This is a genomic window from Escherichia sp. WS547 (assembly GCF_046486065.1).
Classification (GTDB): domain Bacteria; phylum Pseudomonadota; class Gammaproteobacteria; order Enterobacterales; family Enterobacteriaceae; genus Escherichia; species Escherichia coli.
In genome coordinates, this window is sequence record NZ_JBJQMA010000004.1 from 122,603 (window position 1) to 147,514 (window position 24,912).

The window sequence follows — 24,912 nt, forward strand, 5'->3', positions numbered from 1 at the left end:
AATCTTATGGTGCCGGATAAGTATAAACCTGATGTACCGCTTCAATTTCAGCTAATACGTCTTCGCTTAACTCCAGATGCAAACTTTCGACGTTAGTTTTCAGCTGCTCCATCGTGGTTGCGCCCAGCAGAGTGCTGGCAACAAACGGTTGACGGCGTACAAAAGCGAGCGCCATCTGTGCAGGATCCAGGCCATGACGTCTGGCTATATCAACATACGCCGCGACGGCTTTTTGCGTTTGCTCACCGCTATAGCGTGTGAAGCGACTAAAGAGCGTATTACGTGCGCCAGCGGGTTTTGCACCGTTGAGATATTTCCCGGTCAGCGTGCCGAAACCCAGGCACGAATAGGCCAGCAGTTCGACCCCTTCATACTGGCTGACTTCTGCCAGACCTACTTCAAAACTGCGGTTTAACAGACTGTAAGGGTTCTGAATGGTGACAATACGCGGCAGATCGTGTTTGTCTGCCAGATGCAGGTAGCGCATTACGCCAAATGCAGTTTCGTTCGACACGCCGATATAACGAATTTTTCCCGCGCGTTGGTACTCTGCCAGTGCGTCCAGCGTATCCAGCAGCGAAACTGCAGGCGCAGAATCCGTCCAGCTATAACCGAGTTTGCCAAAGCAGTTGGTTGGGCGCTGCGGCCAGTGCACCTGATAAAGATCGAGGTAATCAGTCTGCAGACGCTTGAGGCTGTCATGCAACGCTTCGCGGATATTCTTCCGATCCAGCGCCTGATCCGGGCGGATGCCCTTGTCATTATTGCGCGACGGTCCGCTCACTTTGGAGGCGATAATTAACTTTTCGCGGCTGCCATGTTTCGCCAGCCAGTTGCCGACGTAGGTTTCGGTTAACCCTTGCGTTTCGGGGCGCGGAGGTACTGGGTACATTTCGGCAACGTCGATAAGGTTAATGCCCTGAGCGACGGCATAGTCGAGTTGTGCGTGGGCGTCGGCTTCGCTGTTCTGTTCACCAAACGTCATCGTGCCAAGCCCCAGCGTGCTGACTTCCAGCGAACTGTGGGGTATACGGTGATATTGCATAGCCGTTTCCTTTTTATAATCACGACATAAGGAATATAAAAATGGCAGAGGGAAGGGAAAAGGGAAAGAGAAAAATCTTAAGGCCAGCCGGATGCTGACCTTATTTGTTAACGTTCAATAATTTGCGAAACATCATCACGGTTAATTTGCATCGCGTTACCTTGCTGATCGTGATAACTCACCAGCCCGGTATCATCATCAATTTCAGGTTTTCCATCGGTCAAAATCATACGGCCATCTTTGGTCGCCATGACGTAATCACTGGAACACCCGGAAACAGCAAACGCCAGTCCGACTGCAGAAATTATTACTGCCCATTTTTTCATCCGGTTATCCTCATTTGGCCCACCTATGATAATAGTCTGTTTATAAACCGACGTTATATATCTTGAAAGCAGGAAAATCTTAAACTGTGAGGGTAACAGGAGTGAGTACGCCCTCCCGCAGGAGAGCGTACGGAGTATCAGAGCGGGTTCTTTTTGTTGCGAATCAGGTTGAGGCTTTCAACCGCAATAGAGAAGAACATCGCGAAGTAGATGTAACCTTTCGGTACGTGGATGTCGAAACTTTCCAGAATCAGGGTAAAGCCCACCAGAATCAGGAAAGAGAGCGCCAGCATTTTTACCGAAGGATGGCGTTCGACAAAATCACCAATCGAGCGCGCGGCAAACATCATAACGCCTACGGCAATCACCACGGCTGCCATCATAATAAACAGGTGATCTGACAGACCCACAGCGGTAATCACCGAGTCGAGGCTGAAGATAATATCCAGCAGCATAATCTGCACGATAGCGCCGAGGAATGATGAAACGCGTGTTTTCAGCCCTTCTTCTTCACCTTCAATGGATTCGTGGATTTCCTTGCTGGCTTTCCAGATAAGGAACAAGCCACCCAGAAGCAGAATCAAATCACGGGCGGAAATTTCCTGACTGAATAATGTAAAAAGCGGATTTGTCAGGCGCGTAACCCAGGCGATTGATGCCAGCAGCGCCAGACGCATAACCATGGCTCCCGCCAACCCCAGACGCCGCGCATGAGCACGTTGTGCTGTGGGGAGCTTTGCCACCACCAGAGAAAGGAAAATAATATTGTCGATCCCAAGAACGATCTCCAGCAGCGTCAGCGTACCGAGCGCAAGCCAGGCGTTAGGATCGGTTATCCATGCAAATAACATCTAAAAAGCCCTGCCAAAAAAATGAAGCGGTAATTATATGCCCGGAAAGCGGCAGGTCAAAGCGATGGCTACTGGATCAGAAAATGACGGGCCAGTAGCGCACTGGTGAAATTCTTCTTCAAATAAAATCCGCGCGGCAGCGTCAGAATCCGTTCGCCCCGGGCACCAATGGCTTCGGTCAGCGCTTTCGCATTCGCTGCTTTCGGTCGTATCTGTAAATACTCCCCGTGACGAGCGGTAATCCGCTCAACCTGACCGAGAACAATCATATCCATTAATTCTTCCCAGTCTTCGCGTAGCTGTCGGTCTTCCTCTTCATTCGGGCTCCACAGTAACGGTGATCCTACGCGACGCTGCGCCAGCGGGATGCTGCGCTCTCCTTCAACCGGTATCCACAGTACGCGTTTGAGCTTGTGGCGTACGTGGCTGGTTTCCCAAGTCACCCCGCTATTACCCGTTAACGGGGCAACACAAACGAATGTTGTTTCCAGCGGACGACCAAGACTATCCACAGGGATAGTTTTAAGTTCCACGCCCAGGGCAGCAAAATCTTGCTCAGGTTTACTCCCTGCGCTGGCACCTAGCCAGATCTCCAGTAACACGCCAATCCAGCCCTTATCGCGTTTTAAATTCTCCGGCGTCACCAGCCCAGCAAGTGCCGCCAGTTCTCCCAATGTATAACCAGAAAGTTGTTGTGCTTGCGCTAACAATTGTTCTTCAGTTTCGGGAGGAGAGAGCAGTGGGCGAGGTTGGGACATGTCATGATACCTTGGTTAAAAAACAAACAGCATTTCTGTGCCGAATATTCGCAGTGTAACTTTTTCCACATGCGTTGTTCAATTATCTGATTTATATTGCTTTTTAGATTGTCGGTAATCGAGTTGCGCAACACTGCAACGGGTTTTCCAAATCTGGTCACTGAAAATAAACAGGATCTTACACCATGTTATCCACAGAAAGCTGGGATAACTGTGAAAAACCTCCACTACTGTTTCCATTTACAGCCTTGACGTGCGACGAAACTCCAGTTTTTAGTGGCTCAGTGCTTAACTTAGTGGCACATTCTGTGGATAAATACCGCATTGATTGATTTTTCGCCAACCCGTAAATGAGAGGTGTGACCTGGGTCACGAATTACTCTTTTTTATTACTCAAATTACATGTAATGCATTGACTGATAATGAATATTTTAAAATGTCTATATCGGGCTTATTCAGAATGCTCCGGGTTTTCCCGTAGTAATTCCGTAGTTCTTCACAACTCTATCCACAGAAAAGGTGAATAAAAACGGCTATCCACCCCTTCCTCTGTTTATAACTCTGCACATAACTGTGAGTTATTCAATTGTTATTAGTGTGTAATGCCCTGCAGAGAGTGGTTTACCGTCTTCCTGGAGTATGAAACAATCATTCGTATATAAAGCTTTATTTTGAGGTAGTCCGGTGATTGATGACGATGGCTACCGCCCAAACGTAGGTATCGTGATTTGTAATCGCCAGGGGCAGGTAATGTGGGCCCGGCGATTTGGTCAGCACTCCTGGCAATTTCCGCAAGGCGGAATCAACCCCGGAGAATCCGCAGAGCAGGCGATGTACCGTGAATTGTTTGAAGAAGTAGGATTAAGCCGCAAAGACGTTCGAATCCTTGCTTCAACGCGTAACTGGTTGCGCTACAAATTACCGAAACGTTTGGTGCGTTGGGACACGAAGCCGGTTTGTATCGGCCAAAAACAAAAATGGTTTCTCTTGCAGCTGGTGAGCGGCGATGCAGAAATCAATATGCAAACCAGCAGTACACCAGAGTTTGACGGCTGGCGATGGGTAAGTTACTGGTATCCAGTCAGACAGGTGGTGTCATTTAAACGTGATGTCTACCGTAGGGTAATGAAAGAGTTCGCGAGTGTGGTGATGTCACTGCAGGAAAATACGCCAAAACCACAAAACGCATCTGCTTATCGACGTAAAAGAGGTTAAGTCACGCCAATTATGCTCACTCGCCTGCGCGAAATAGTCGAAAAGGTAGCCAGCGCACCACGCCTGAATGAGGCGTTAAATATTCTGGTTACCGACATCTGTCTTGCGATGGATACCGAGGTCTGTTCGGTCTACCTGGCCGATCATGATCGACGTTGTTACTACCTGATGGCGACCCGGGGGCTGAAAAAACCACGCGGTCGCACTGTAACGCTCGCGTTTGATGAAGGGATCGTCGGCCTGGTTGGCAGGCTGGCGGAACCGATAAACCTTGCAGATGCGCAAAAGCACCCCAGCTTCAAATACATCCCCTCCGTAAAAGAAGAACGTTTCCGCGCGTTTTTAGGCGTACCAATTATTCAACGTCGCCAGTTGCTTGGTGTACTGGTGGTACAGCAACGAGAGCTGCGCCAGTATGACGAAAGTGAAGAATCCTTCCTGGTGACGCTTGCCACCCAGATGGCAGCGATTCTTTCTCAGTCGCAGTTGACTGCCTTGTTTGGGCAATATCGCCAGACGCGAATCCGTGCATTACCGGCAGCACCTGGTGTGGCGATTGCCGAAGGCTGGCAGGATGCCACGTTACCTTTAATGGAACAGGTGTATCAGGCATCAACGTTGGATCCGGCTCTGGAACGCGAACGACTGACCGGGGCGCTGGAAGAAGCGGCAAACGAGTTTCGCCGCTACAGCAAACGCTTTGCCGCCGGTGCACAAAAAGAAACGGCGGCTATTTTCGATCTTTACTCGCACCTGCTTTCGGACACCCGGCTGCGTCGCGAATTGTTTGCCGAGGTTGATAAAGGCTCGGTGGCAGAGTGGGCGGTAAAAACGGTCATTGAAAAATTTGCCGAACAGTTTGCCGCGCTAAGCGATAACTATCTCAAAGAGCGGGCTGGCGATTTACGTGCGCTGGGTCAGCGATTGCTGTTTCATCTTGATGACGCTAATCAAGGGCCGAACGCCTGGCCGGAACGTTTCATTCTGGTGGCAGATGAACTGTCAGCGACAACGCTTGCAGAGCTGCCCCAGGATCGCTTAGTCGGTGTTGTCGTGCGAGATGGCGCAGCCAACTCCCATGCTGCGATCATGGTACGTGCGCTGGGGATCCCTACCGTAATGGGCGCGGATATTCAGCCTTCGGTGCTGCATCGTCGGACGTTGATCGTCGATGGTTATCGCGGTGAATTGCTGGTCGATCCGGAGCCGGTACTGCTGCAAGAATATCAGCGGCTAATTAGTGAAGAGATTGAGCTTAGCCGTCTGGCGGAAGATGACGTCAATTTACCCGCCCAGTTAAAAAGCGGCGAGCGCATTAAAGTCATGCTCAATGCCGGTTTAAGCCCGGAACATGAAGAAAAACTGGGCAGCCGTATTGATGGCATAGGACTTTATCGCACTGAAATCCCATTCATGCTGCAAAGTGGTTTTCCGTCGGAAGAAGAACAGGTGGCGCAGTATCAGGGGATGCTGCAAATGTTCAATGATAAACCCGTCACCTTGCGTACGCTGGATGTCGGAGCAGATAAGCAGCTGCCTTACATGCCGATCAGCGAAGAGAATCCATGCCTGGGTTGGCGTGGGATTCGCATTACGCTCGATCAGCCGGAGATCTTCTTGATCCAGGTGCGGGCGATGCTGCGTGCTAATGCCGCTACGGGCAACCTGAATATTCTGTTGCCGATGGTCACCAGCCTCGATGAAGTTGACGAAGCACGCCGCCTGATTGAACGTGCAGGACGTGAAGTCGAGGAGATGATCGGTTACGAAATTCCCAAACCACGTATCGGCATCATGCTGGAAGTGCCGTCAATGGTATTTATGCTGCCGCATCTGGCAAAGCGGGTCGATTTTATCTCTGTTGGCACCAACGATCTGACTCAATACATCCTGGCCGTTGATCGCAACAATACCCGGGTGGCGAACATTTATGACAGTCTTCATCCTGCAATGTTACGAGCTCTGGCGATGATCGCCCGGGAAGCGGAAATACATGGAATCGATCTCCGTTTGTGCGGTGAAATGGCGGGCGATCCCATGTGCGTGGCAATCCTCATTGGGCTTGGGTATCGCCATCTGTCTATGAACGGACGTTCTGTAGCGCGCGTAAAATACCTGCTGCGGCGCATTGATTTTGCCGAAGCAGAAAATCTTGCGCAGCGTAGTCTGGAAGCGCAACTGGCGACCGAAGTTCGCCATCAGGTTGCAGCCTTTATGGAGCGTCGCGGCATGGGCGGGCTGATTCGCGGAGGGTTATAGCGCGGATCATATACATATCTTTTAACGGTATCCGGCAACCAGCCTGGTCCCCTTGTGCTATTATTCGCACCTTTGGAGCGCCTGAAACCTGCGGCGCGCATTTCAATCGCTGTTCTCTTTCAGCGAAATAACAAGAACTTGTGGTGACAGATGACCAGTAGCTATCTGCATTTTCCGGAGTTTGATCCGGTCATTTTCTCAATAGGACCCGTAGCGCTTCACTGGTACGGCCTGATGTATCTGGTGGGTTTCATTTTTGCAATGTGGCTGGCAACACGTCGGGCGAATCGTCCGGGCAGCGGCTGGACCAAAAATGAAGTTGAAAACTTACTCTATGCGGGCTTCCTCGGCGTCTTCCTCGGGGGACGTATTGGTTATGTTCTGTTCTACAATTTCCCGCAGTTTATGGCCGATCCGCTGTATCTGTTCCGTGTCTGGGACGGCGGCATGTCTTTCCACGGCGGCCTGATTGGCGTTATCGTGGTGATGATTATCTTCGCCCGCCGTACTAAACGTTCCTTCTTCCAGGTCTCTGATTTTATCGCCCCACTCATTCCGTTTGGTCTTGGTGCCGGGCGTCTGGGCAACTTTATTAACGGTGAATTGTGGGGCCGCGTTGACCCGAACTTCCCGTTTGCCATGCTGTTCCCTGGCTCCCGTACAGAAGATATTTTGCTGCTGCAAACCAACCCGCAGTGGCAATCCATTTTCGACACTTACGGTGTGCTGCCGCGCCACCCATCACAGCTTTACGAGCTGCTGCTGGAAGGTGTGGTGCTGTTTATTATCCTCAACCTGTATATTCGTAAACCGCGCCCAATGGGAGCAGTCTCAGGCTTGTTCCTGATTGGTTACGGCGCGTTTCGCATCATTGTTGAGTTTTTCCGCCAGCCCGACGCGCAGTTTACCGGTGCCTGGGTGCAGTACATCAGCATGGGGCAAATTCTTTCCATCCCGATGATTGTCGCGGGTGTGATCATGATGGTCTGGGCATATCGTCGCAGCCCACAGCAACACGTTTCCTGAGGAACCATGAAACAGTATTTAGAACTGATGCAAAAAGTGCTCGACGAAGGCACACAGAAAAACGACCGTACCGGAACCGGAACGCTTTCCATTTTTGGTCATCAGATGCGTTTTAACCTGCAGGATGGATTCCCGCTGGTGACAACTAAACGTTGCCACCTGCGTTCCATCATCCATGAACTGCTGTGGTTTCTGCAGGGCGACACTAACATTGCTTATCTACACGAAAACAATGTCACCATCTGGGACGAATGGGCCGATGAAAACGGCGACCTCGGGCCAGTGTATGGTAAACAGTGGCGCGCCTGGCCAACGCCAGATGGTCGTCATATTGACCAGATCACTACGGTATTGAACCAGCTGAAAAACGACCCGGATTCCCGCCGCATTATTGTTTCAGCGTGGAACGTAGGCGAACTGGATAAAATGGCGCTGGCACCGTGCCATGCATTCTTCCAGTTCTATGTGGCAGACGGCAAACTCTCTTGCCAGCTTTATCAGCGCTCCTGTGACGTCTTCCTCGGCCTGCCGTTCAACATTGCCAGCTACGCGTTACTGGTGCATATGATGGCGCAGCAGTGCGATCTGGAAGTGGGTGATTTTGTCTGGACCGGTGGCGATACGCACCTGTACAGCAACCATATGGATCAAACTCATCTGCAATTAAGCCGCGAACCGCGTCCGCTGCCGAAGTTGATTATCAAACGTAAACCCGAATCCATCTTCGACTACCGTTTCGAAGACTTTGAGATTGAAGGCTACGATCCGCATCCGGGCATTAAAGCGCCGGTGGCTATCTAATTACGAAACATCCTGCCAGAGCCGACGCCAGTGTGCGTCGGTTTTTTTTTACCCTCCGTTAAATTCTTCGAGACACCTTCCCGAAATTTTGCAACGTCCTGCAACGGCGTAAATAGTCCGGAAGATGCGCCGAAGAAATAGAAACTGGCCCTCGTCTTTTTTTCTCCTCGCTCCATACTGCCGGCATGAAAACACAACGTGGTTATACGCTGATTGAAACGCTGGTCGCGATGCTGATTCTGGTCATGCTAAGCGCAAGTGGACTCTATGGCTGGCAATACTGGCAGCAGTCGCAACGGCTTTGGCAAACCGCCAGCCAGGCGCGGGACTATTTGCTCTATTTACGTGAAGATGCCAACTGGCATAACCGCGACCACAGTATCAGTGTTATCAGGGAGGGGACGTTATGGTGCCTTGTGAGTTCCGCTGCTGGGGCCAATACCTGTCATGGCAGTTCACCATTGGTCTTTGTGCCACGCTGGCCCGAAGTCGAAATGAGCGATCTGACACCTTCGCTTGCTTTCTTTGGCCTGCGCAATACCGCATGGGCCGGGCATATTCGCTTCAAAAACTCAACGGGCGAGTGGTGGCTGGTGGTTTCGCCGTGGGGAAGACTCCGGCTTTGTCAGCAAGGAGAAACAGAAGGATGCCTGTAAAAGAGCAAGGTTTTTCTCTGCTGGAAGTGTTGATTGCTATGGCGATCAGTAGCGTATTGTTGCTGGGGGCTGCACGCTTTCTGCCTGCGTTACAGCGTGACAGTTTAACGAGCACCCGTAAGCTGGCGCTGGAAGATGAAATCTGGCTGCGGGTATTTACCGTTGCGAAGCATCTCCAGAGGGCGGGTTATTGTCATGGCAGCTGTACCGGCGAAGGGCTGGAAATTGTCGGACAGGGTGACTGTGTCATTGTGCAGTGGGATGCGAACAGTAACGGTATCTGGGATCGCGAACCGGTAAAAGAGTCCGACCAGATTGGATTTCGTCTGAAGGAGCATGTGCTGGAAACGCTACGCGGTGCGACATCCTGTGAAGGTAAGGGCTGGGATAAAGTCACTAATCCGGATGCCATCATTATCGACACTTTTCAGGTTACCCGACAGGATGTCAGTGGTTTCTCGCCGGTGTTGACGGTTAATATGCACGCTGCCAGCAAGGCTGATCCGCAAACTGTGGTGGATGCCAGCTATAGCGTGACAGGATTCAACCTGTGAACCGCGAAAAGGGTGTTTCGTCACTGGCTCTGGTCCTGATGCTGCTGATTTTGGGTAGCTTGCTATTACAAGGAATGAGCCAACAGGATCGCAGTTTTGCTTCTCGCGTGAGCATGGAAAGTCAGTCATTGCGCCGCCAGGCCATCGTTCAGTCGGCGCTGGAGTGGGGAAAAATGCACTCCTGGCAGACGCAGCCCGCAGTTCAGTGCTTACTGTACGCTGCCACCGGTGCCCGGGTTTGTCTGCGTTTATTGGTAGATAATGAAGCCTTATTGATTGCCGGTTATGAAGGCGTTTCGTTGTGGCGAACAGGCGAAGTCATCGATGGAAACATTGTTTTTTCGCCATGCGGCTGGAGCGATTTTTGTCCGCTGAAAGAGAGGGCGTTATGTCAGCTTCCCTGAAGAATCAACAAGGCTTTAGCCTGCCGGAGGTAATGTTGGCGATGGTGTTGATGGTGATGATTGTCACTGCGTTATCGGGTTTCCAGCGAACATTAATGAACAGTCTTGCCAGCAGAAACCAGTACCAACAGCTCTGGCGGCATGGCTGGCAGCAAACGCAACTGCGCGCGATTTCGCCACCTGCCAACTGGCAGGTCAACCGAATGCAGACATCGCAGGCGGGATGTGTCAGCATCAGCGTTACGCTAGTTTCACCCGGGGGCAGAGAAGGCGAGATGACCCGCCTGCATTGCCCGAATCGTCAGTAGTCAGGAGCCGCTATGTTAAGGGTCTACCATTCCAATCGTCTGGACGTGCTGGAAGCGTTGATGGAGTTTATCGTCGAACGCGAACGGCTGGACGATCCTTTCGAACCAGAAATGATTCTGGTGCAAAGTACCGGTATGGCGCAGTGGCTGCAAATGACCCTGTCGCAAAAGTTTGGTATTGCGGCAAACATTGATTTTCCGCTGCCAGCGAGCTTTATCTGGGATATGTTCGTCCGGGTGTTACCGGAAATCCCCAAAGAGAGCGCCTTTAACAAACAGAGCATGAGCTGGAAACTGATGACTCTGCTGCCGCAACTGTTGGAGCGCGAAGACTTTACCCTGTTGCGGCATTATCTGACTGACGATAGCGACAAGCGAAAACTGTTCCAGCTTTCTTCAAAAGCGGCGGACCTGTTTGACCAGTATCTGGTCTATCGTCCGGACTGGCTGGCACAGTGGGAAACAGGACATTTGGTTGAAGGGCTGGGAGAAGCACAGGCCTGGCAAGCGCCGTTGTGGAAGGCGTTGGTGGAATATACCCATGAACTCGGGCAACCGCGCTGGCACCGCGCCAATCTCTATCAGCGCTTTATCGAAACGCTGGAGTCCGCGACGACCTGCCCGCCGGGGCTACCTTCGCGCGTCTTTATATGCGGTATTTCCGCGTTACCGCCTGTTTATCTCCAGGCGCTACAGGCGCTGGGTAAACATATTGAAATCCATCTCCTGTTTACCAACCCCTGCCGTTATTACTGGGGCGACATTAAAGATCCTGCTTATCTGGCGAAACTGCTGACTCGCCAGCGCCGACACAGTTTTGAAGATCGCGAATTACCGCTATTTCGCGACAGCGAAAATGCCGGACAGCTCTTTAACAGCGATGGTGAACAGGATGTCGGCAACCCGCTGCTGGCCTCATGGGGCAAGCTTGGGCGCGACTACATTTATCTCCTTTCTGATCTGGAGGGCAGCCAGGAGCTGGACGCCTTTGTCGATGTCACGCCAGATAACCTGCTGCATAACATTCAGTCTGACATTCTGGAACTTGAAAACTGCGCTGTTGCGGGTGTGAATATCGAAGAGTTTTCCCGTAGCGATAACAAACGCCTGCTTGATCCACTGGATAACAGTATCACCTTCCACGTTTGCCATAGCCCGCAGCGTGAAGTTGAAGTTTTACACGATCGCCTGCTGGCAATGCTGGAGGAAGACCCGACATTGACTCCGCGCGACATCATCGTGATGGTGGCCGACATCGACAGCTACAGTCCGTTTATTCAGGCAGTGTTTGGTAGCGCACCTGCGGATCGTTACCTACCTTACGCCATTTCCGACCGTCGGGCGCGGCAGTCGCATCCTGTACTTGAAGCGTTTATCAGCCTGTTATCGTTGCCAGACAGCCGCTTTGTGTCGGAGGACGTTCTGGCATTACTGGATGTGCCGGTGCTGGCGGCGCGGTTTGACATCACCGAAGAAGGGCTGCGTTATTTACGCCAGTGGGTCAACGAATCCGGCATTCGTTGGGGGATAGATGACGACAACGTTCGCGAGCTGGAACTCCCCGCTACCGGTCAACACACCTGGCGGTTTGGCCTGACGCGCATGTTGCTGGGCTACGCGATGGAGAGTGCGCAGGGCGAGTGGCAATCGGTTCTACCTTATGATGAATCGAGCGGCTTAATTGCAGAACTGGTGGGGCATCTGGCTTCACTGCTAATGCAGCTAAACATCTGGCGTCGCGGGCTGGCGCAGGAGCGTCCGCTGGAAGAGTGGTTGCCGGTTTGTCGCGATATGCTCAACGCCTTCTTCCTGCCGGATGCGGAAACCGAAGCGGCGATGACGCTGATCGAACAACAATGGCAGGCGATTATCGCCGAAGGTTTAGGTGCGCAGTATGGCGACGCGGTGCCGCTGTCACTATTGCGTGATGAACTGGCACAGCGCCTGGATCAGGAACGTATCAGCCAGCGTTTTCTCGCCGGGCCGGTTAACATTTGTACTCTGATGCCAATGCGTTCCATCCCATTCAAAGTGGTTTGCCTGCTGGGAATGAACGACGGCGTTTATCCACGCCAGCTTGCGCCATTGGGCTTTGACCTGATGAGCCAGAAACCGAAGCGTGGCGACCGTAGTCGTCGCGATGACGACCGCTATCTGTTCCTGGAAGCGTTAATTTCCGCGCAGCAAAAACTCTATATCAGCTATATCGGGCGTTCTATTCAGGATAACAGTGAACGTTTCCCGTCGGTACTGGTGCAGGAACTGATCGACTACATCGGGCAAAGCCATTATCTACCGGGCGATGAAGCGCTCAACTGTGATGAAAGCGAGGCAAGGGTAAAAGCGCATCTTACTTGCCTCCATACCCGGATGCCGTTTGATCCGCAAAACTACCAGCCAGGCGAACGACAAAGCTATGCTCGTGAATGGCTACCTGCGGCCAGCCAGGCTGGTAAAGCACATTCTGAATTTGTTCAGCCGCTGCCGTTTACCTTACCGGAAACCGTGCCGCTGGAAACGCTACAACGATTCTGGGCACATCCGGTACGGGCGTTCTTCCAGATGCGTTTGCAGGTGAACTTCCGTACTGAAGACAGCGAAATCCCCGACACCGAGCCATTTATTCTGGAAGGGCTTAGCCGTTATCAAATCAATCAGCAGTTATTGAATGCACTGGTTGAGCAGGATGATGCCGAACGCTTGTTCCGCCGCTTCCGGGCGGCAGGGGATTTACCGTATGGCGCTTTTGGTGAAATTTTCTGGGAAACACAGTGCCAGGAGATGCAGCAGCTTGCCGACAGAGTTATTGCCTGTCGCCAGCCGGGGCAGAGTATGGAAATTGATCTCGCCTGCAACGGTGTGCAGATAACTGGCTGGTTGCCGCAGGTGCAGCCGGATGGCCTGTTGCGCTGGCGTCCCTCTTTATTAAGTGTGGCGCAGGGAATGCAACTTTGGCTGGAACACCTTGTCTACTGTGCCAGCGGTGGTAATGGTGAAAGTCGCCTTTTTCTACGCAAAGACGGCGAGTGGCGTTTTCCGCCGCTTGCAGCCGAACAGGCTTTGCATTACCTCTCACAACTGATTGAGGGGTATCGTGAAGGAATGTCCGCGCCATTGCTGGTGTTACCTGAAAGTGGCGGCGCGTGGCTAAAAACCTGTTATGACGCGCAAAACGATGCCATGCTGGATGACGATTCCACGTTACAAAAAGCCCGTACGAAATTCCTTCAGGCTTACGAAGGCAACATGATGGTGCGTGGCGAAGGTGATGATATCTGGTATCAACGGCTCTGGCGGCAATTAACACCAGAGACAATGGAGGCCATCGTTGAACAGTCGCAACGTTTCCTGTTACCGCTGTTTCGCTTTAATCAGTCATGAGTGCTGTATAAAAATTGCGCAATATATCTGCTTGCTTTATGATGCGCACCAGTCACGGACTGATGGATATATAGACATAGGCTGACTCGTGCAGCACAAGATTAAATTCTGGCAGATGATTTGCGTTAACCTGTTGAATCTGGCCAGAAAATAAAGTTGATTATGAGGTCCGTGAATGCCCAGCAGCACCTGGTTCAAAGCATTATTGTTGTTTGTTGCCCTTTGGGCACCCTTAAGTCAGGCAGAAACGGGATGGCAGCCGATTCAGGAAACCATCCGTAAAAGTGATAAAGATAACCGCCAGTATCAGGCTATACGTCTGGATAACGGTATGGTGGTCTTGCTGGTTTCTGATCCGCAGGCGGTTAAATCGCTCTCGGCGCTGGTAGTGCCCGTTGGGTCGCTGGAAGATCCCGAGGCGTACCAGGGGCTGGCACATTACCTTGAACATATGAGTCTGATGGGGTCGAAAAAGTACCCGCAGGCTGACAGTCTGGCCGAATATCTCAAAATGCACGGCGGCAGTCACAATGCCAGCACGGCACCGTATCGCACGGCTTTCTATCTGGAAGTTGAGAACGACGCCTTGCCCGGTGCGGTGGACCGCCTGGCGGACGCTATTGCAGAACCCTTGCTCGACAAGAAATACGCCGAACGTGAACGTAATGCAGTGAATGCCGAATTAACCATGGCGCGTACGCGTGACGGGATGCGCATGGCACAGGTCAGCGCAGAAACCATTAACCCGGCACACCCCGGTTCAAAGTTTTCTGGTGGTAACCTCGAAACTTTAAGCGACAAACCCGGAAATCCGGTACAGCAGGCGCTGAAAGATTTCCAGGAGAAGTACTATTCCGCCAATCTGATGAAGGCGGTTATTTACAGCAATAAACCGCTGCCGGAGTTGGCAAAAATGGCGGCGGACACCTTTGGTCGCGTGCCGAACAAAGAGAGCAAAAAACCGGAAATCACCGTGCCGGTAGTCACCGACGCGCAAAAGGGCATTATCATTCATTACGTCCCGGCGCTGCCGCGTAAAGTTCTGCGCGTTGAGTTTCGCATCGATAACAATTCAGCGAAGTTCCGTAGTAAAACGGATGAATTGATTACCTATCTGATCGGTAATCGCAGCCCAGGTACACTTTCTGACTGGCTGCAAAAGCAGGGATTAGTTGAGGGCATTAGCGCCAATTCCGATCCTATCGTCAACGGCAACAGCGGCGTATTAGCGATCTCTGCGTCTTTAACCGATAAAGGTCTGGCGAATCGCGATCAGGTTGTGGCGGCCATTTTTAGCTACCTCAATCTGTTACGCGAAAAAGGGATTGATAAACAATACTTCGATGAACTGGCGAATGTGCTGGATATCGACTTTCGTTATCCGTCAATCACCCGTGATATGGATTACGTCGAATGGCTGGCAGATACCATGATTCGCGTTCCTGTTGAGCATACGCTGGATGCAGTCAATATTGCCGATCGGTACGACGCTAAAGCAGTAAAAGAACGCCTGGCGATGATGACGCCGCAGAATGCGCGTATCTGGTATATCAGCCCGAAAGAGCCGCACAACAAAACGGCTTACTTTGTCGATGCGCCGTATCAGGTCGATAAAATCAGCGCACAAACTTTCGCCGACTGGCAGAAAAAATCCGCCGACATTGCGCTCTCTTTGCCAGAGCTTAACCCTTATATTCCTGACGATTTCTCGCTGATTAAGTCAGAGAAGAAATATGACCATCCAGAGCTGATTGTTGATGAGTCGAATCTGCGTGTGGTGTATGCGCCAAGCCGTTATTTTTCCAGCGAACCCAAAGCTGATGTCAGCCTGATTTTGCGTAATCCGAAAGCCATGGACAGCGCCCGCAATCAGGTGATGTTTGCGCTCAATGATTATCTCGCAGGGCTGGCGCTTGATCAGTTAAGCAACCAGGCGTCGGTTGGTGGCATAAGTTTTTCCACCAACGCTAACAACGGCCTTATGGTTAATGCCAATGGTTACACCCAGCGCCTGCCGCAGCTGTTCCAGGCATTGCTCGAGGGGTACTTTAGCTATACCGCTACGGAAGATCAGCTTGAGCAGGCGAAGTCCTGGTATAACCAGATGATGGATTCCGCAGAAAAGGGCAAAGCGTTCGAGCAGGCGATTATGCCCGCGCAGATGCTCTCGCAAGTGCCGTACTTCTCGCGAGATGAACGGCGCAAAATTTTGCCTTCAATCACTTTGAAAGAGGTGCTGGCCTATCGCGACGCCTTAAAATCAGGGGCTCGACCAGAGTTTATGGTTATTGGCAACATGACCGAAGCCCAGGCAACAACGCTGGCACGCGATGTGCAAAAACAGTTGGGCGCTGATGGTTCGGAGTGGTGTCGTAACAAAGATGTCGTGGTCGATAAAAAACAATCTGTCATCTTTGAAAAAGCCGGTAACAGCACCGACTCCGCACTGGCAGCGGTATTTGTACCGACTGGCTACGATGAATACACCAGCTCAGCCTATAGCTCTCTGTTGGGGCAGATCGTACAGCCGTGGTTCTACAATCAGTTGCGTACCGAAGAACAGTTGGGCTATGCCGTGTTTGCGTTTCCAATGAGCGTGGGGCGTCAGTGGGGCATGGGCTTCCTGTTGCAAAGCAATGATAAACAGCCTTCATTCTTGTGGGAGCGTTACAAGGCGTTTTTCCCAACCGCAGAGGCAAAATTGCGGACGATGAAGCCAGAAGAGTTTGCGCAAATCCAGCAGGCGGTAATAACCCAGATGCTGCAGGCACCGCAAACGCTCGGCGAAGAAGCATCGAAGTTAAGTAAAGATTTCGATCGCGGCAATATGCGCTTCGATTCGCGTGATAAAATCGTGGCCCAGATAAAACTGCTGACGCCGCAAAAACTTGCTGATTTCTTCCATCAGGCGGTGGTCGAGCCGCAAGGCATGGCTATTCTGTCGCAGATTTCCGGCAGCCAGAACGGGAAAGCCGAATATGTGCATCCTGAAGGCTGGAAAGTGTGGGAGAACGTCAGCGCGTTGCAGCAAACAATGCCCTTGATGAGTGAAAAGAATGAGTGATGTCGCTGAGACACTAGATCCTTTGCGCTTGCCCTTACAGGGCGAGCGCCTGATTGAAGCCTCTGCCGGCACAGGCAAAACCTTTACGATTGCGGCGCTCTATTTGCGCCTGTTACTTGGACTAGGCGGTTCCGCCGCCTTTCCCCGCCCGCTGACCGTTGAAGAACTGCTGGTGGTCACCTTTACCGAGGCTGCCACGGCAGAATTGCGCGGTCGTATCCGTAGCAATATCCACGAGTTGCGCATCGCCTGTCTGCGTGAAACCACCGACAATCCACTGTACGAACGCCTGCTGGAAGAGATCGACGATAAAGCGCAAGCCGCGCAGTGGTTGTTGTTAGCCGAACGGCAGATGGATGAAGCGGCAGTCTTTACTATTCACGGTTTTTGCCAGCGCATGCTCAACCTGAATGCCTTTGAATCCGGCATGCTGTTTGAGCAGCAGCTGATTGAAGATGAGTCTCTGCTACGCTACCAGGCCTGCGCCGATTTCTGGCGTCGCCACTGCTACCCGCTGCCGCGTGAAATTGCCCAGGTGGTCTTTGAAACCTGGAAAGGGCCGCAGGCGTTGCTGCGCGATATTAATCGTTATCTGCAAGGCGAAGCACCGGTTATCAAAGCACCGCCGCCCGATGATGAAACGCTGGCTTCCCGCCACGCGCAAATTGTGGCGCGTATCGACGCCGTAAAACAGCAGTGGCGCGACGCAGTGGGTGAACTGGATGCGCTGATCGAATCTTCTGGTATTGATCGACGCAAGTTTAACCGTAGCAATCAGGCTAAATGGATCGAGAAGATCAGCGCCTGGGCAGAAGAAGAGACCAACAGTTATCAGTTACCGGAGTCGCTGGAAAAATTCTCTCAGCGTTTCTTAGAAGATCGCACGAAAGCCGGGGGGGAAACCCCGCGACATCCACTGTTTGAGGCGATCGATCAACTGCTTGCAGAACCATTGTCGATCCGTGATCTGGTGATAACCCGCGCATTGGCTGAGATCCGCGAAACAGTAGCGCGTGAAAAACGCCGCCGTGGCGAATTGGGTTTTGATGACATGTTAAGTCGGCTCGATTCCGCGCTGCGTAGCGAAAGCGGAAAGGTGTTGGCAGCGGCGATCCGTACGCGATTCCCGGTGGCAATGATCGATGAATTTCAGGATACCGACCCCCAGCAGTACCGAATTTTTCGCCGTATCTGGCACCATCAGCCGGAAACCGCATTGTTGCTGATTGGCGACCCGAAACAGGCCATATATGCATTCCGGGGTGCGGATATCTTCACTTATATGAAGGCGCGTAGCGAAGTTCACGCCCACTACACTTTAGACACCAACTGGCGTTCCGCACCAGGAATGGTGAACAGCGTGAATAAGCTTTTCAGCCAGACTGATGACGCGTTCATGTTTCGCGAAATACCGTTTATTCCAGTGAAATCAGCCGGGAAAAATCAGGCGTTACGTTTTGTATTTAAAGGTGAAACGCAGCCTGCGATGAAAATGTGGCTGATGGAAGGCGAAAGCTGCGGCGTTGGCGACTATCAAAGTACTATGGCGCAGGTATGTGCTGCGCAAATCCGCGACTGGCTACAAGCCGGACAGCGGGGCGAAGCGTTGCTGATGAACGGCGACGACGCGCGTCCGGTGCGTGCTTCGGACATCAGTGTGCTGGTGCGCAGCCGCCAGGAGGCCGCCCAGGTGCGCGACGCCTTAACGTTGCTGGAAATCCCTTCCGTTTACCTTTCGAACCGCGACAGTGTTTTTGAAACTCTGGAAGCGCAGGAAATGCTTTGGTTGTTGCAGGCGGTGATGACGCCCGAACGTGAGAACACCCTGCGTAGTGCGCTGGCAACGTCAATGATGGGGCTGAACGCGCTGGATATCGAAACGCTGAACAATGACGAACATGCGTGGGATGCGGTAGTCGAAGAGTTCGATGGTTATCGGCAAATCTGGCGCAAACGTGGCGTTATGCCGATGCTGCGGGCGCTGATGTCGGCGCGTAAGATTGCAGAAAACTTGCTGGCAACGGCAGGCGGTGAGCGGCGTCTTACCGATATCTTGCATATCAGCGAACTGCTACAAGAAGCCGGAACGCAGCTGGAAAGTGAACATGCGCTGGTACGCTGGTTATCGCAACATATCCTCGAGCCAGACAGTAATGCCTCCAGCCAACAAATGCGCCTCGAAAGTGATAAACATCTGGTGCAGATTGTCACGATCCATAAATCAAAAGGGCTGGAATATCCGCTGGTCTGGTTGCCATTTATTACCAATTTCCGCGTCCAGGATCAGGCGTTCTATCACGATCGCCACTCGTTTGAGGCTGTTCTGGATCTTAACGCTGCGCCAGAAAGTGTCGATCTCGCGGAGGCCGAACGTCTGGCGGAAGATCTGCGTTTGCTTTACGTGGCGCTGACGCGTTCGGTTTGGCATTGCAGTCTCGGCGTTGCACCGCTGGTGCGCCGTCGTGGCGATAAAAAAGGTGACACCGACGTCCACCAAAGTGCGCTCGGGCGTTTGCTACAAAAAGGGGAACCGCAAGATGCGGCAGGGCTTCGCACCTGTATTGAAGCTTTATGCGATGATGATATTGCCTGGCAAACGGCACAAACTGGTGATAACCAGCCCTGGCAGGTTAATGATGTTTTAACTGCAGAACTGAATGCGAGGACGCTACAACGATTGCCCGGCGATAACTGGCGTGTCACCAGCTACTCCGGTTTGCAGCAGCGTGGTCACGGTATCGCTCAGGATTTGATGCCACGGCTGGATGTTGATGCCGCAGGCGTGGTCAGCGTCGTTGAAGAACCGACGTTAACACCGCATCAGTTCCCGCGCGGTGCGTCACCAGGGACATTCTTGCACAGTTTGTTTGAAGACCTCGATTTTACCCAGCCGGTTGACCCGAACTGGGTACAGGAAAAACTGGAACTCGGCGGCTTTGAATCGCAGTGGGAACCAGTGTTGACCGAGTGGATCACGGCTGTTCTCCAGGCACCTCTCAATGAAACGGGTGTTAGCCTGAGTCAGCTTTCCGCCCGCGATAAACAGGTGGAGATGGAGTTTTACCTGCCGATTAGTGAACCGCTCATCGCCAGCCAGCTTGATGCACTAATTCGCCAGTTTGATCCGCTATCCGCTGGCTGCCCGCCGCTGGAGTTCATGCAGGTACGCGGCATGTTAAAAGGCTTTATCGACCTGGTATTTCGTCATGAAGGGCGTTATTACCTGCTCGACTATAAATCCAACTGGCTGGGTGAAGACAGTTCGGCTTACACCCAACAGGCTATGGCAGCGGCGATGCAGGCACACCGCTATGATCTGCAATATCAGCTTTATACCCTGGCGTTGCATCGTTATTTGCGCCATCGCATTGCTGATTACGACTATGATCGTCACTTTGGCGGCGTTATCTATCTGTTCCTGCGTGGCGTTGATAAAGAACATCCGCAACAAGGGATTTACACAACCCGACCCAACGCCGGGTTGATTGACTTGATGGATGAGATGTTTGCCGGTATGACCCTGGAGGAGGCGTAATGAAATTGCAAAAGCAATTACTGGAAGCTGTGGAGCACAAACAGCTACGCCCGCTGGACGTGCAGTTTGCCCTGACCGTGGCGGGAGATGAACATCCTGCCGTCACCCTCGCGGCAGCCCTGTTAAGCCACGACGCCGGGGAAGGGCATGTCTGTTTACCGCTCTCACGACTGGAAAATAACGAGGCGTCGCATCCGCTGTTGGCGACCTGTGTCAGTGAAATCGGTGAGTTACAAAATTGGGAAGAATGCTTGCTGGCTTCACAAGCGGTAAGCCGGGGAGATGAACCAACGCCGATGATCCTCTGTGGCGATCGTCTTTATTTGAATCGCATGTGGTGTAACGAGCGCACAGTGGCACGCTTTTTCAACGAAGTGAATCATGCCATTGAGGTTGATGAAGCTCTACTGGCGCAAACCCTGGACAAACTTTTTCCAGTAAGCGATGAAATTAACTGGCAAAAAGTTGCGGCGGCAGTGGCGCTGACGCGGCGGATTTCGGTGATTTCCGGCGGTCCTGGCACCGGTAAAACGACCACCGTAGCGAAGTTGCTGGCAGCCTTAATTCAAATGGCCGACGGAGAACGCTGCCGTATCCGTCTGGCTGCACCAACGGGTAAAGCTGCCGCGCGCTTAACCGAATCTCTCGGCAAGGCTTTGCGACAGTTACCGCTGACCGATGAACAAAAGAAACGCATTCCGGAAGATGCCAGTACTTTGCACCGATTGCTGGGTGCGCAGCCGGGTAGCCAGCGTTTACGTCATCATGCCGGTAACCCGCTGCATCTTGATGTGCTGGTGGTAGATGAAGCGTCAATGATCGATCTGCCTATGATGTCGAGACTGATCGACGCCTTGCCCGATCATGCGCGAGTGATCTTTCTCGGCGATCGTGATCAACTGGCCTCGGTTGAGGCTGGGGCTGTGCTGGGCGATATCTGCGCTTATGCCAACGCGGGCTTTACCGCCGAGCGTGCCGGGCAGTTGAGCCGCCTGACGGGAACTCACGTTCCGGCAGGAACTGGCACAGAAGCGGCATCTTTGCGCGACAGTCTCTGCCTGCTGCAAAAAAGCTATCGTTTCGGCAGTGATTCTGGCATTGGTCAGTTAGCTGCGGCGATCAACCGTGGTGATAAAACGGCAGTGAAAACCGTTTTTCAGCAGGATTTTTCTGATATCGAAAAACGGCTTTTACAGAGCGGCGAAGATTATATTGCGATGCTTGAGGAAGCTCTTGCGGGTTACGGACGTTATCTGGATCTGCTGCAAGCGCGTGCCGAGCCGGATTTAATCATTCAGGCGTTCAATGAGTACCAGCTTTTGTGCGCCCTGCGGGAAGGGCCGTTTGGCGTGGCTGGACTGAATGAGCGAATTGAGCAGTTTATGCAACAGAAGCGCAAAATTCATCGTAATCCGCACTCTCGTTGGTACGAAGGCCGACCGGTGATGATTGCCCGTAATGACAGCGCGCTTGGGTTGTTTAATGGCGATATCGGTATCGCTCTGGATCGCGGACAGGGGACGCGCGTTTGGTTTGCGATGCCGGACGGCAATATTAAGTCTGTGCAACCGAGTCGCCTGCCAGAGCACGAAACTACGTGGGCGATGACGGTACATAAATCGCAGGGATCGGAGTTCGACCATGCGGCGTTGATTTTACCGAGCCAACGCACGCCGGTAGTAACACGAGAGCTGGTTTACACCGCGGTGACCCGCGCGCGTCGCCGTCTGTCGCTGTATGCCGATGAGCGCATATTAAGTGCGGCAATCGCCACTCGTACTGAGCGGCGCAGTGGTCTGGCGGCGTTGTTTAGTTCACGGGAATAAACGTAATTGCCGGATGCGACGCACGAGTGTTACGCATGTCGCATCCGACGATTTTCATCGCTTACCCCAAATCCGCCATCAACACTTTGGATTTACGCTGGTAGTTGTACAACTGCTTTTTGCTCTCGGGCAGTAAATCAATATCCACTGGGGTAAATCCACGTTCCTGGAACCAGTGAATACTGCGCGTGGTCAGCACAAATAATTTGCTTAAGCCGCTCTGCTTCGCCTGAGCGGCAATGCGTTCCAGCAGAACCTCGCCCCGTGATGAACTGCGGTAATCCGGGTGAACTGCCACACAGGCCATTTCCCCAATCTTCTCTTCCGGGAACGGATAGAGCGCGGCGCAGGCAATAGTCGTGTTATCGCGCTGAATAATGGTGAATTTATCGATTTCCATCTCCAGCTGCTCGCGAGAACGGCGTACCAGAATACCTTGCTGCTCCAGCGGGCGAATCAACTCCAGAATACCGCCAATATCGTTGATTGTTGCGCGACGAATCTGCTCGGCGCTTTCCATCACAATCTGCGTACCGATACCGTCGCGTGAGAACAACTCTTGCAACAGCGCGCCATCTTCCTGATAACTGATTAAATGACAGCGACGCACGCCGCTGCGGCAGGCTTTCACTGCGCCACGCAAAAAGCGCACCGTACCGGAGTTGTAATCGCCTTTCTCTTCCTGGGCTTCTACCCGCGCTTGCGCTTCGTTAGGGAAAAGTTCGGAGACAATATCACCGTCGTCATTAGTAACGCCCTGGGAAGAGCAAAAACCAATCATCTTTTCAGCTTTCAGTTTGATGGCTAGTTGAGTGGCAATCTCTTCCGAGGTCAGATTAAAGCTCTCGCCAGTGACTGAAACAGCGACCGGCCCCATTAGCACTATTGCACCGCTGTCCAGTTGACGATGGATCGCGTCTTCATCAATTCGCCGGATACGCCCGCTATGGCAGTAATCCACGCCGTCATCGACGCCCAGCGGCTGGGCGATAATAAAATTGCCACTGACGACGTTGATATGCGCGCCCTGTAGCGGCGTGTTATTGAGACTCATCGACAGGCGAGCAGTAATATCCAGTTGCAATGTTCCCGCAGCCTGCTTCACCAGTTCCAGTGTTTTGGCGTCGGTCACACGTATATTCTTGTGATACAGCGGTTCGTGGTGATGCGCAGCCAGATTTGCGTCGATCTGCGGACGTGCGCCATAGATCACCACCAGACGGATGCCGAGGCTGTGCAGCAACCCGATATCATTAACGATACTGGAGAAATTCTCATGCTCAATGGCTTCACCGCCGAGCATGATGACAAACGTTTTTCCCCGGTGGGTATTGATATAGGGAACCGAATGGCGGAATCCCTCGACCAGCTCGGTTTTACGTTCCTTTACCACGGCACACCTCTTTGCATGATTATTCGAAATTAGTGTATTTTTATTCTGTTTTTTCGCAGGGTGCAAGTGTAAATTTTATGCGAGAGCGACTTTTTTATCAGTAATGCCGTGAATATAAAAAGAATGTTTACCGTTTATTAGATGACAGATTATGCGTCTTTCGCTAAAGTTTCCGGTCAAATTAGTCGTTTACTTGTTACACAGCTTAGATTTCTTTTGCTCGGGAGAGGCATGTCAGGATCCAACACTGCAATCAGCCGTCGTCGTTTACTGCAAGGCGCGGGTGCCATGTGGCTATTGAGCGTAAGTCAGGTCAGTCTGGCTGCGGTCAGCCAGGTCGTGGCGGTGCGCGTCTGGCCTGCGTCCAGCTACACCCGCGTGACGGTAGAATCAAATCGTCAGCTGAAATATAAGCAGTTCGCGTTGAGTAACCCTGAACGCGTGGTGGTGGATATCGAAGATGTAAACCTGAACTCGGTACTCAAGGGGATGGCGGCACAAATTCGTGCAGACGACCCGTTCATCAAGTCGGCGCGCGTCGGGCAATTTGACCCGCAGACCGTACGCATGGTTTTTGAATTAAAGCAAAACGTAAAACCGCAGCTGTTTGCCCTTGCGCCGGTCGCTGGGTTTAAAGAGCGTCTGGTGATGGACCTCTATCCGGCCAATGCACAGGATATGCAGGACCCGCTGCTGGCGCTGCTGGAGGATTACAACAAAGGCGACCTCGAAAAGCAGGTGCCGCCAGCACAAAGTGGTCCACAACCGGGTAAAGCAGGGCGCGATCGTCCGATTGTCATTATGCTTGACCCTGGCCACGGTGGCGAAGACTCCGGTGCGGTGGGGAAATACAAAACGCGCGAAAAAGACGTGGTATTGCAAATAGCTCGCCGTCTGCGCTCTCTGATCGAGAAAGAGGGCAATATGAAGGTGTACATGACGCGCAATGAAGACATCTTCATTCCGTTGCAAGTGCGCGTAGCAAAAGCCCAGAAACAGCGTGCTGACCTGTTTGTCTCTATCCATGCCGACGCCTTTACCAGCCGTCAGCCGAGCGGTTCCTCTGTGTTTGCGCTCTCAACCAAAGGTGCAACCAGTACTGCGGCAAAATATCTGGCACAAACCCAGAACGCCTCGGACTTGATTGGTGGCGTGAGCAAAAGCGGTGACCGCTATGTCGACCACACCATGTTCGATATGGTGCAGTCGCTGACCATTGCCGACAGCCTGAAGTTTGGTAAAGCGGTGCTGAATAAGCTCGGTAAAATCAACAAGCTGCATAAAAATCAGGTTGAACAGGCCGGGTTTGCCGTACTAAAGGCACCAGATATTCCCTCCATTCTGGTCGAAACGGCGTTTATCAGTAACGTTGAGGAAGAGCGTAAACTGAAAACGGCGACCTTCCAGCAGGAAGTTGCGGAGTCTATTCTTGCGGGGATTAAAGCGTATTTTGCCGATGGGGCGACGCTGGCGAGAAGGGGATGATGTTTTTATTTATTCAATGAATTTA

General features: G+C 52.3%; 19 protein-coding genes. 14 read left to right on the top strand and 5 right to left on the bottom strand.

The genetic code is table 11. The annotated features are described in order from the left end of the window. Positions 1-4: 4 nt before the first annotated feature. The 4 genes from ACJHWK_RS05640 to mutH form a co-directional block, all read right to left on the bottom strand. The gene (locus ACJHWK_RS05640; protein ID WP_001199299.1) at positions 5-1,045 is read right to left on the bottom strand and encodes an NADP(H)-dependent aldo-keto reductase; all 1,041 of its coding nucleotides are present in this window, start codon (positions 1,043-1,045) and stop codon (positions 5-7) included. Positions 1,046-1,152: 107 nt separating this feature from the next. Further along, on the bottom strand, positions 1,153-1,371 hold the full coding sequence (ygdR, locus tag ACJHWK_RS05645; RefSeq protein ID WP_000758655.1) for a lipoprotein YgdR: 219 nt from the start codon (positions 1,369-1,371) through the stop codon (positions 1,153-1,155). 137 nt (positions 1,372-1,508) lie between these two features. After that, the gene (locus tag ACJHWK_RS05650) at positions 1,509-2,222 is read right to left on the bottom strand and encodes a TerC family protein (RefSeq protein WP_001521193.1); all 714 of its coding nucleotides are present in this window, start codon (positions 2,220-2,222) and stop codon (positions 1,509-1,511) included. A gap of 68 nt (positions 2,223-2,290) precedes the next feature. Next, the gene (mutH, locus tag ACJHWK_RS05655) at positions 2,291-2,980 is read right to left on the bottom strand and encodes a DNA mismatch repair endonuclease MutH (RefSeq protein ID WP_000082188.1); all 690 of its coding nucleotides are present in this window, start codon (positions 2,978-2,980) and stop codon (positions 2,291-2,293) included. Positions 2,981-3,165: 185 nt separating this feature from the next. On the opposite strand from mutH, the gene ygdT reads away from it, so the two are divergent. The 13 genes from ygdT (at position 3,166) to recD (ending at position 22,009) form a co-directional block, all read left to right on the top strand. Further along, positions 3,166-3,312 (top strand): protein YgdT, encoded by a 147-nt coding sequence (gene ygdT / locus ACJHWK_RS05660; RefSeq protein WP_001521191.1) that lies wholly within the window; start codon positions 3,166-3,168, stop codon positions 3,310-3,312. Between the two features lie 352 nt (positions 3,313-3,664). Then, complete coding sequence (rppH, locus tag ACJHWK_RS05665; RefSeq protein WP_000564489.1) at positions 3,665-4,195, top strand: RNA pyrophosphohydrolase; 531 nt, start codon at positions 3,665-3,667, stop codon at positions 4,193-4,195. A 12-nt stretch (positions 4,196-4,207) separates the two neighbouring features. Beyond that, positions 4,208-6,454, top strand: a complete 2,247-nt coding sequence (gene ptsP / locus ACJHWK_RS05670; RefSeq protein WP_000957911.1) for a phosphoenolpyruvate--protein phosphotransferase — start codon at positions 4,208-4,210, stop codon at positions 6,452-6,454. 150 nt (positions 6,455-6,604) lie between these two features. Continuing rightward, the gene (lgt, locus tag ACJHWK_RS05675; protein WP_000204658.1) at positions 6,605-7,480 is read left to right on the top strand and encodes a prolipoprotein diacylglyceryl transferase; all 876 of its coding nucleotides are present in this window, start codon (positions 6,605-6,607) and stop codon (positions 7,478-7,480) included. A 6-nt stretch (positions 7,481-7,486) separates the two neighbouring features. Beyond that, positions 7,487-8,281: a thymidylate synthase gene (gene thyA, locus ACJHWK_RS05680; protein WP_000816232.1), complete on the top strand. Its 795-nt coding sequence runs from the start codon at positions 7,487-7,489 to the stop codon at positions 8,279-8,281. A 185-nt stretch (positions 8,282-8,466) separates the two neighbouring features. Next, positions 8,467-8,937: a prepilin peptidase-dependent protein gene (locus tag ACJHWK_RS05685; protein ID WP_000857051.1), complete on the top strand. Its 471-nt coding sequence runs from the start codon at positions 8,467-8,469 to the stop codon at positions 8,935-8,937. Next, a complete protein-coding gene (locus ACJHWK_RS05690; protein WP_001521189.1) occupies positions 8,928-9,491 on the top strand; it encodes a prepilin peptidase-dependent protein in 564 nt (187 codons plus the stop codon). Before ACJHWK_RS05685 ends, ACJHWK_RS05690 begins: the two co-directional genes overlap by 10 nt. Continuing rightward, entirely contained in the window at positions 9,488-9,895 is a 408-nt protein-coding gene (locus tag ACJHWK_RS05695; RefSeq protein ID WP_001521188.1) for a DUF2509 family protein, read from the top strand. The genes ACJHWK_RS05690 and ACJHWK_RS05695 overlap by 4 nt, the downstream gene beginning before the upstream one ends. Further along, complete coding sequence (locus ACJHWK_RS05700; RefSeq protein WP_001276460.1) at positions 9,880-10,203, top strand: prepilin-type N-terminal cleavage/methylation domain-containing protein; 324 nt, start codon at positions 9,880-9,882, stop codon at positions 10,201-10,203. Before ACJHWK_RS05695 ends, ACJHWK_RS05700 begins: the two co-directional genes overlap by 16 nt. A gap of 12 nt (positions 10,204-10,215) precedes the next feature. Beyond that, positions 10,216-13,584, top strand: coding sequence for an exodeoxyribonuclease V subunit gamma (recC, locus tag ACJHWK_RS05705; protein WP_001521187.1), 3,369 nt, complete (start codon positions 10,216-10,218; stop codon positions 13,582-13,584). 175 nt (positions 13,585-13,759) lie between these two features. Next, positions 13,760-16,648 carry a pitrilysin gene (gene ptrA, locus ACJHWK_RS05710; protein WP_021523235.1) on the top strand — a complete coding sequence of 963 codons (2,889 nt, stop codon included), beginning with the start codon at positions 13,760-13,762 and terminating at the stop codon, positions 16,646-16,648. Further along, positions 16,641-20,183, top strand: coding sequence for an exodeoxyribonuclease V subunit beta (gene recB / locus ACJHWK_RS05715; protein ID WP_001521185.1), 3,543 nt, complete (start codon positions 16,641-16,643; stop codon positions 20,181-20,183). The genes ptrA and recB overlap by 8 nt, the downstream gene beginning before the upstream one ends. Continuing rightward, positions 20,183-22,009, top strand: coding sequence for an exodeoxyribonuclease V subunit alpha (gene recD / locus ACJHWK_RS05720; RefSeq protein WP_000775943.1), 1,827 nt, complete (start codon positions 20,183-20,185; stop codon positions 22,007-22,009). The genes recB and recD overlap by 1 nt, the downstream gene beginning before the upstream one ends. 61 nt (positions 22,010-22,070) lie before the next feature. Here the strand turns inward: recD and argA are convergent, their stop codons facing one another. Further along, positions 22,071-23,402, bottom strand: a complete 1,332-nt coding sequence (argA, locus tag ACJHWK_RS05725; protein WP_000237938.1) for an amino-acid N-acetyltransferase — start codon at positions 23,400-23,402, stop codon at positions 22,071-22,073. Positions 23,403-23,633: 231 nt separating this feature from the next. On the opposite strand from argA, the gene amiC reads away from it, so the two are divergent. After that, positions 23,634-24,887: an N-acetylmuramoyl-L-alanine amidase AmiC gene (gene amiC / locus ACJHWK_RS05730; RefSeq protein WP_000016907.1), complete on the top strand. Its 1,254-nt coding sequence runs from the start codon at positions 23,634-23,636 to the stop codon at positions 24,885-24,887. Positions 24,888-24,912 lie beyond the last annotated feature (25 nt).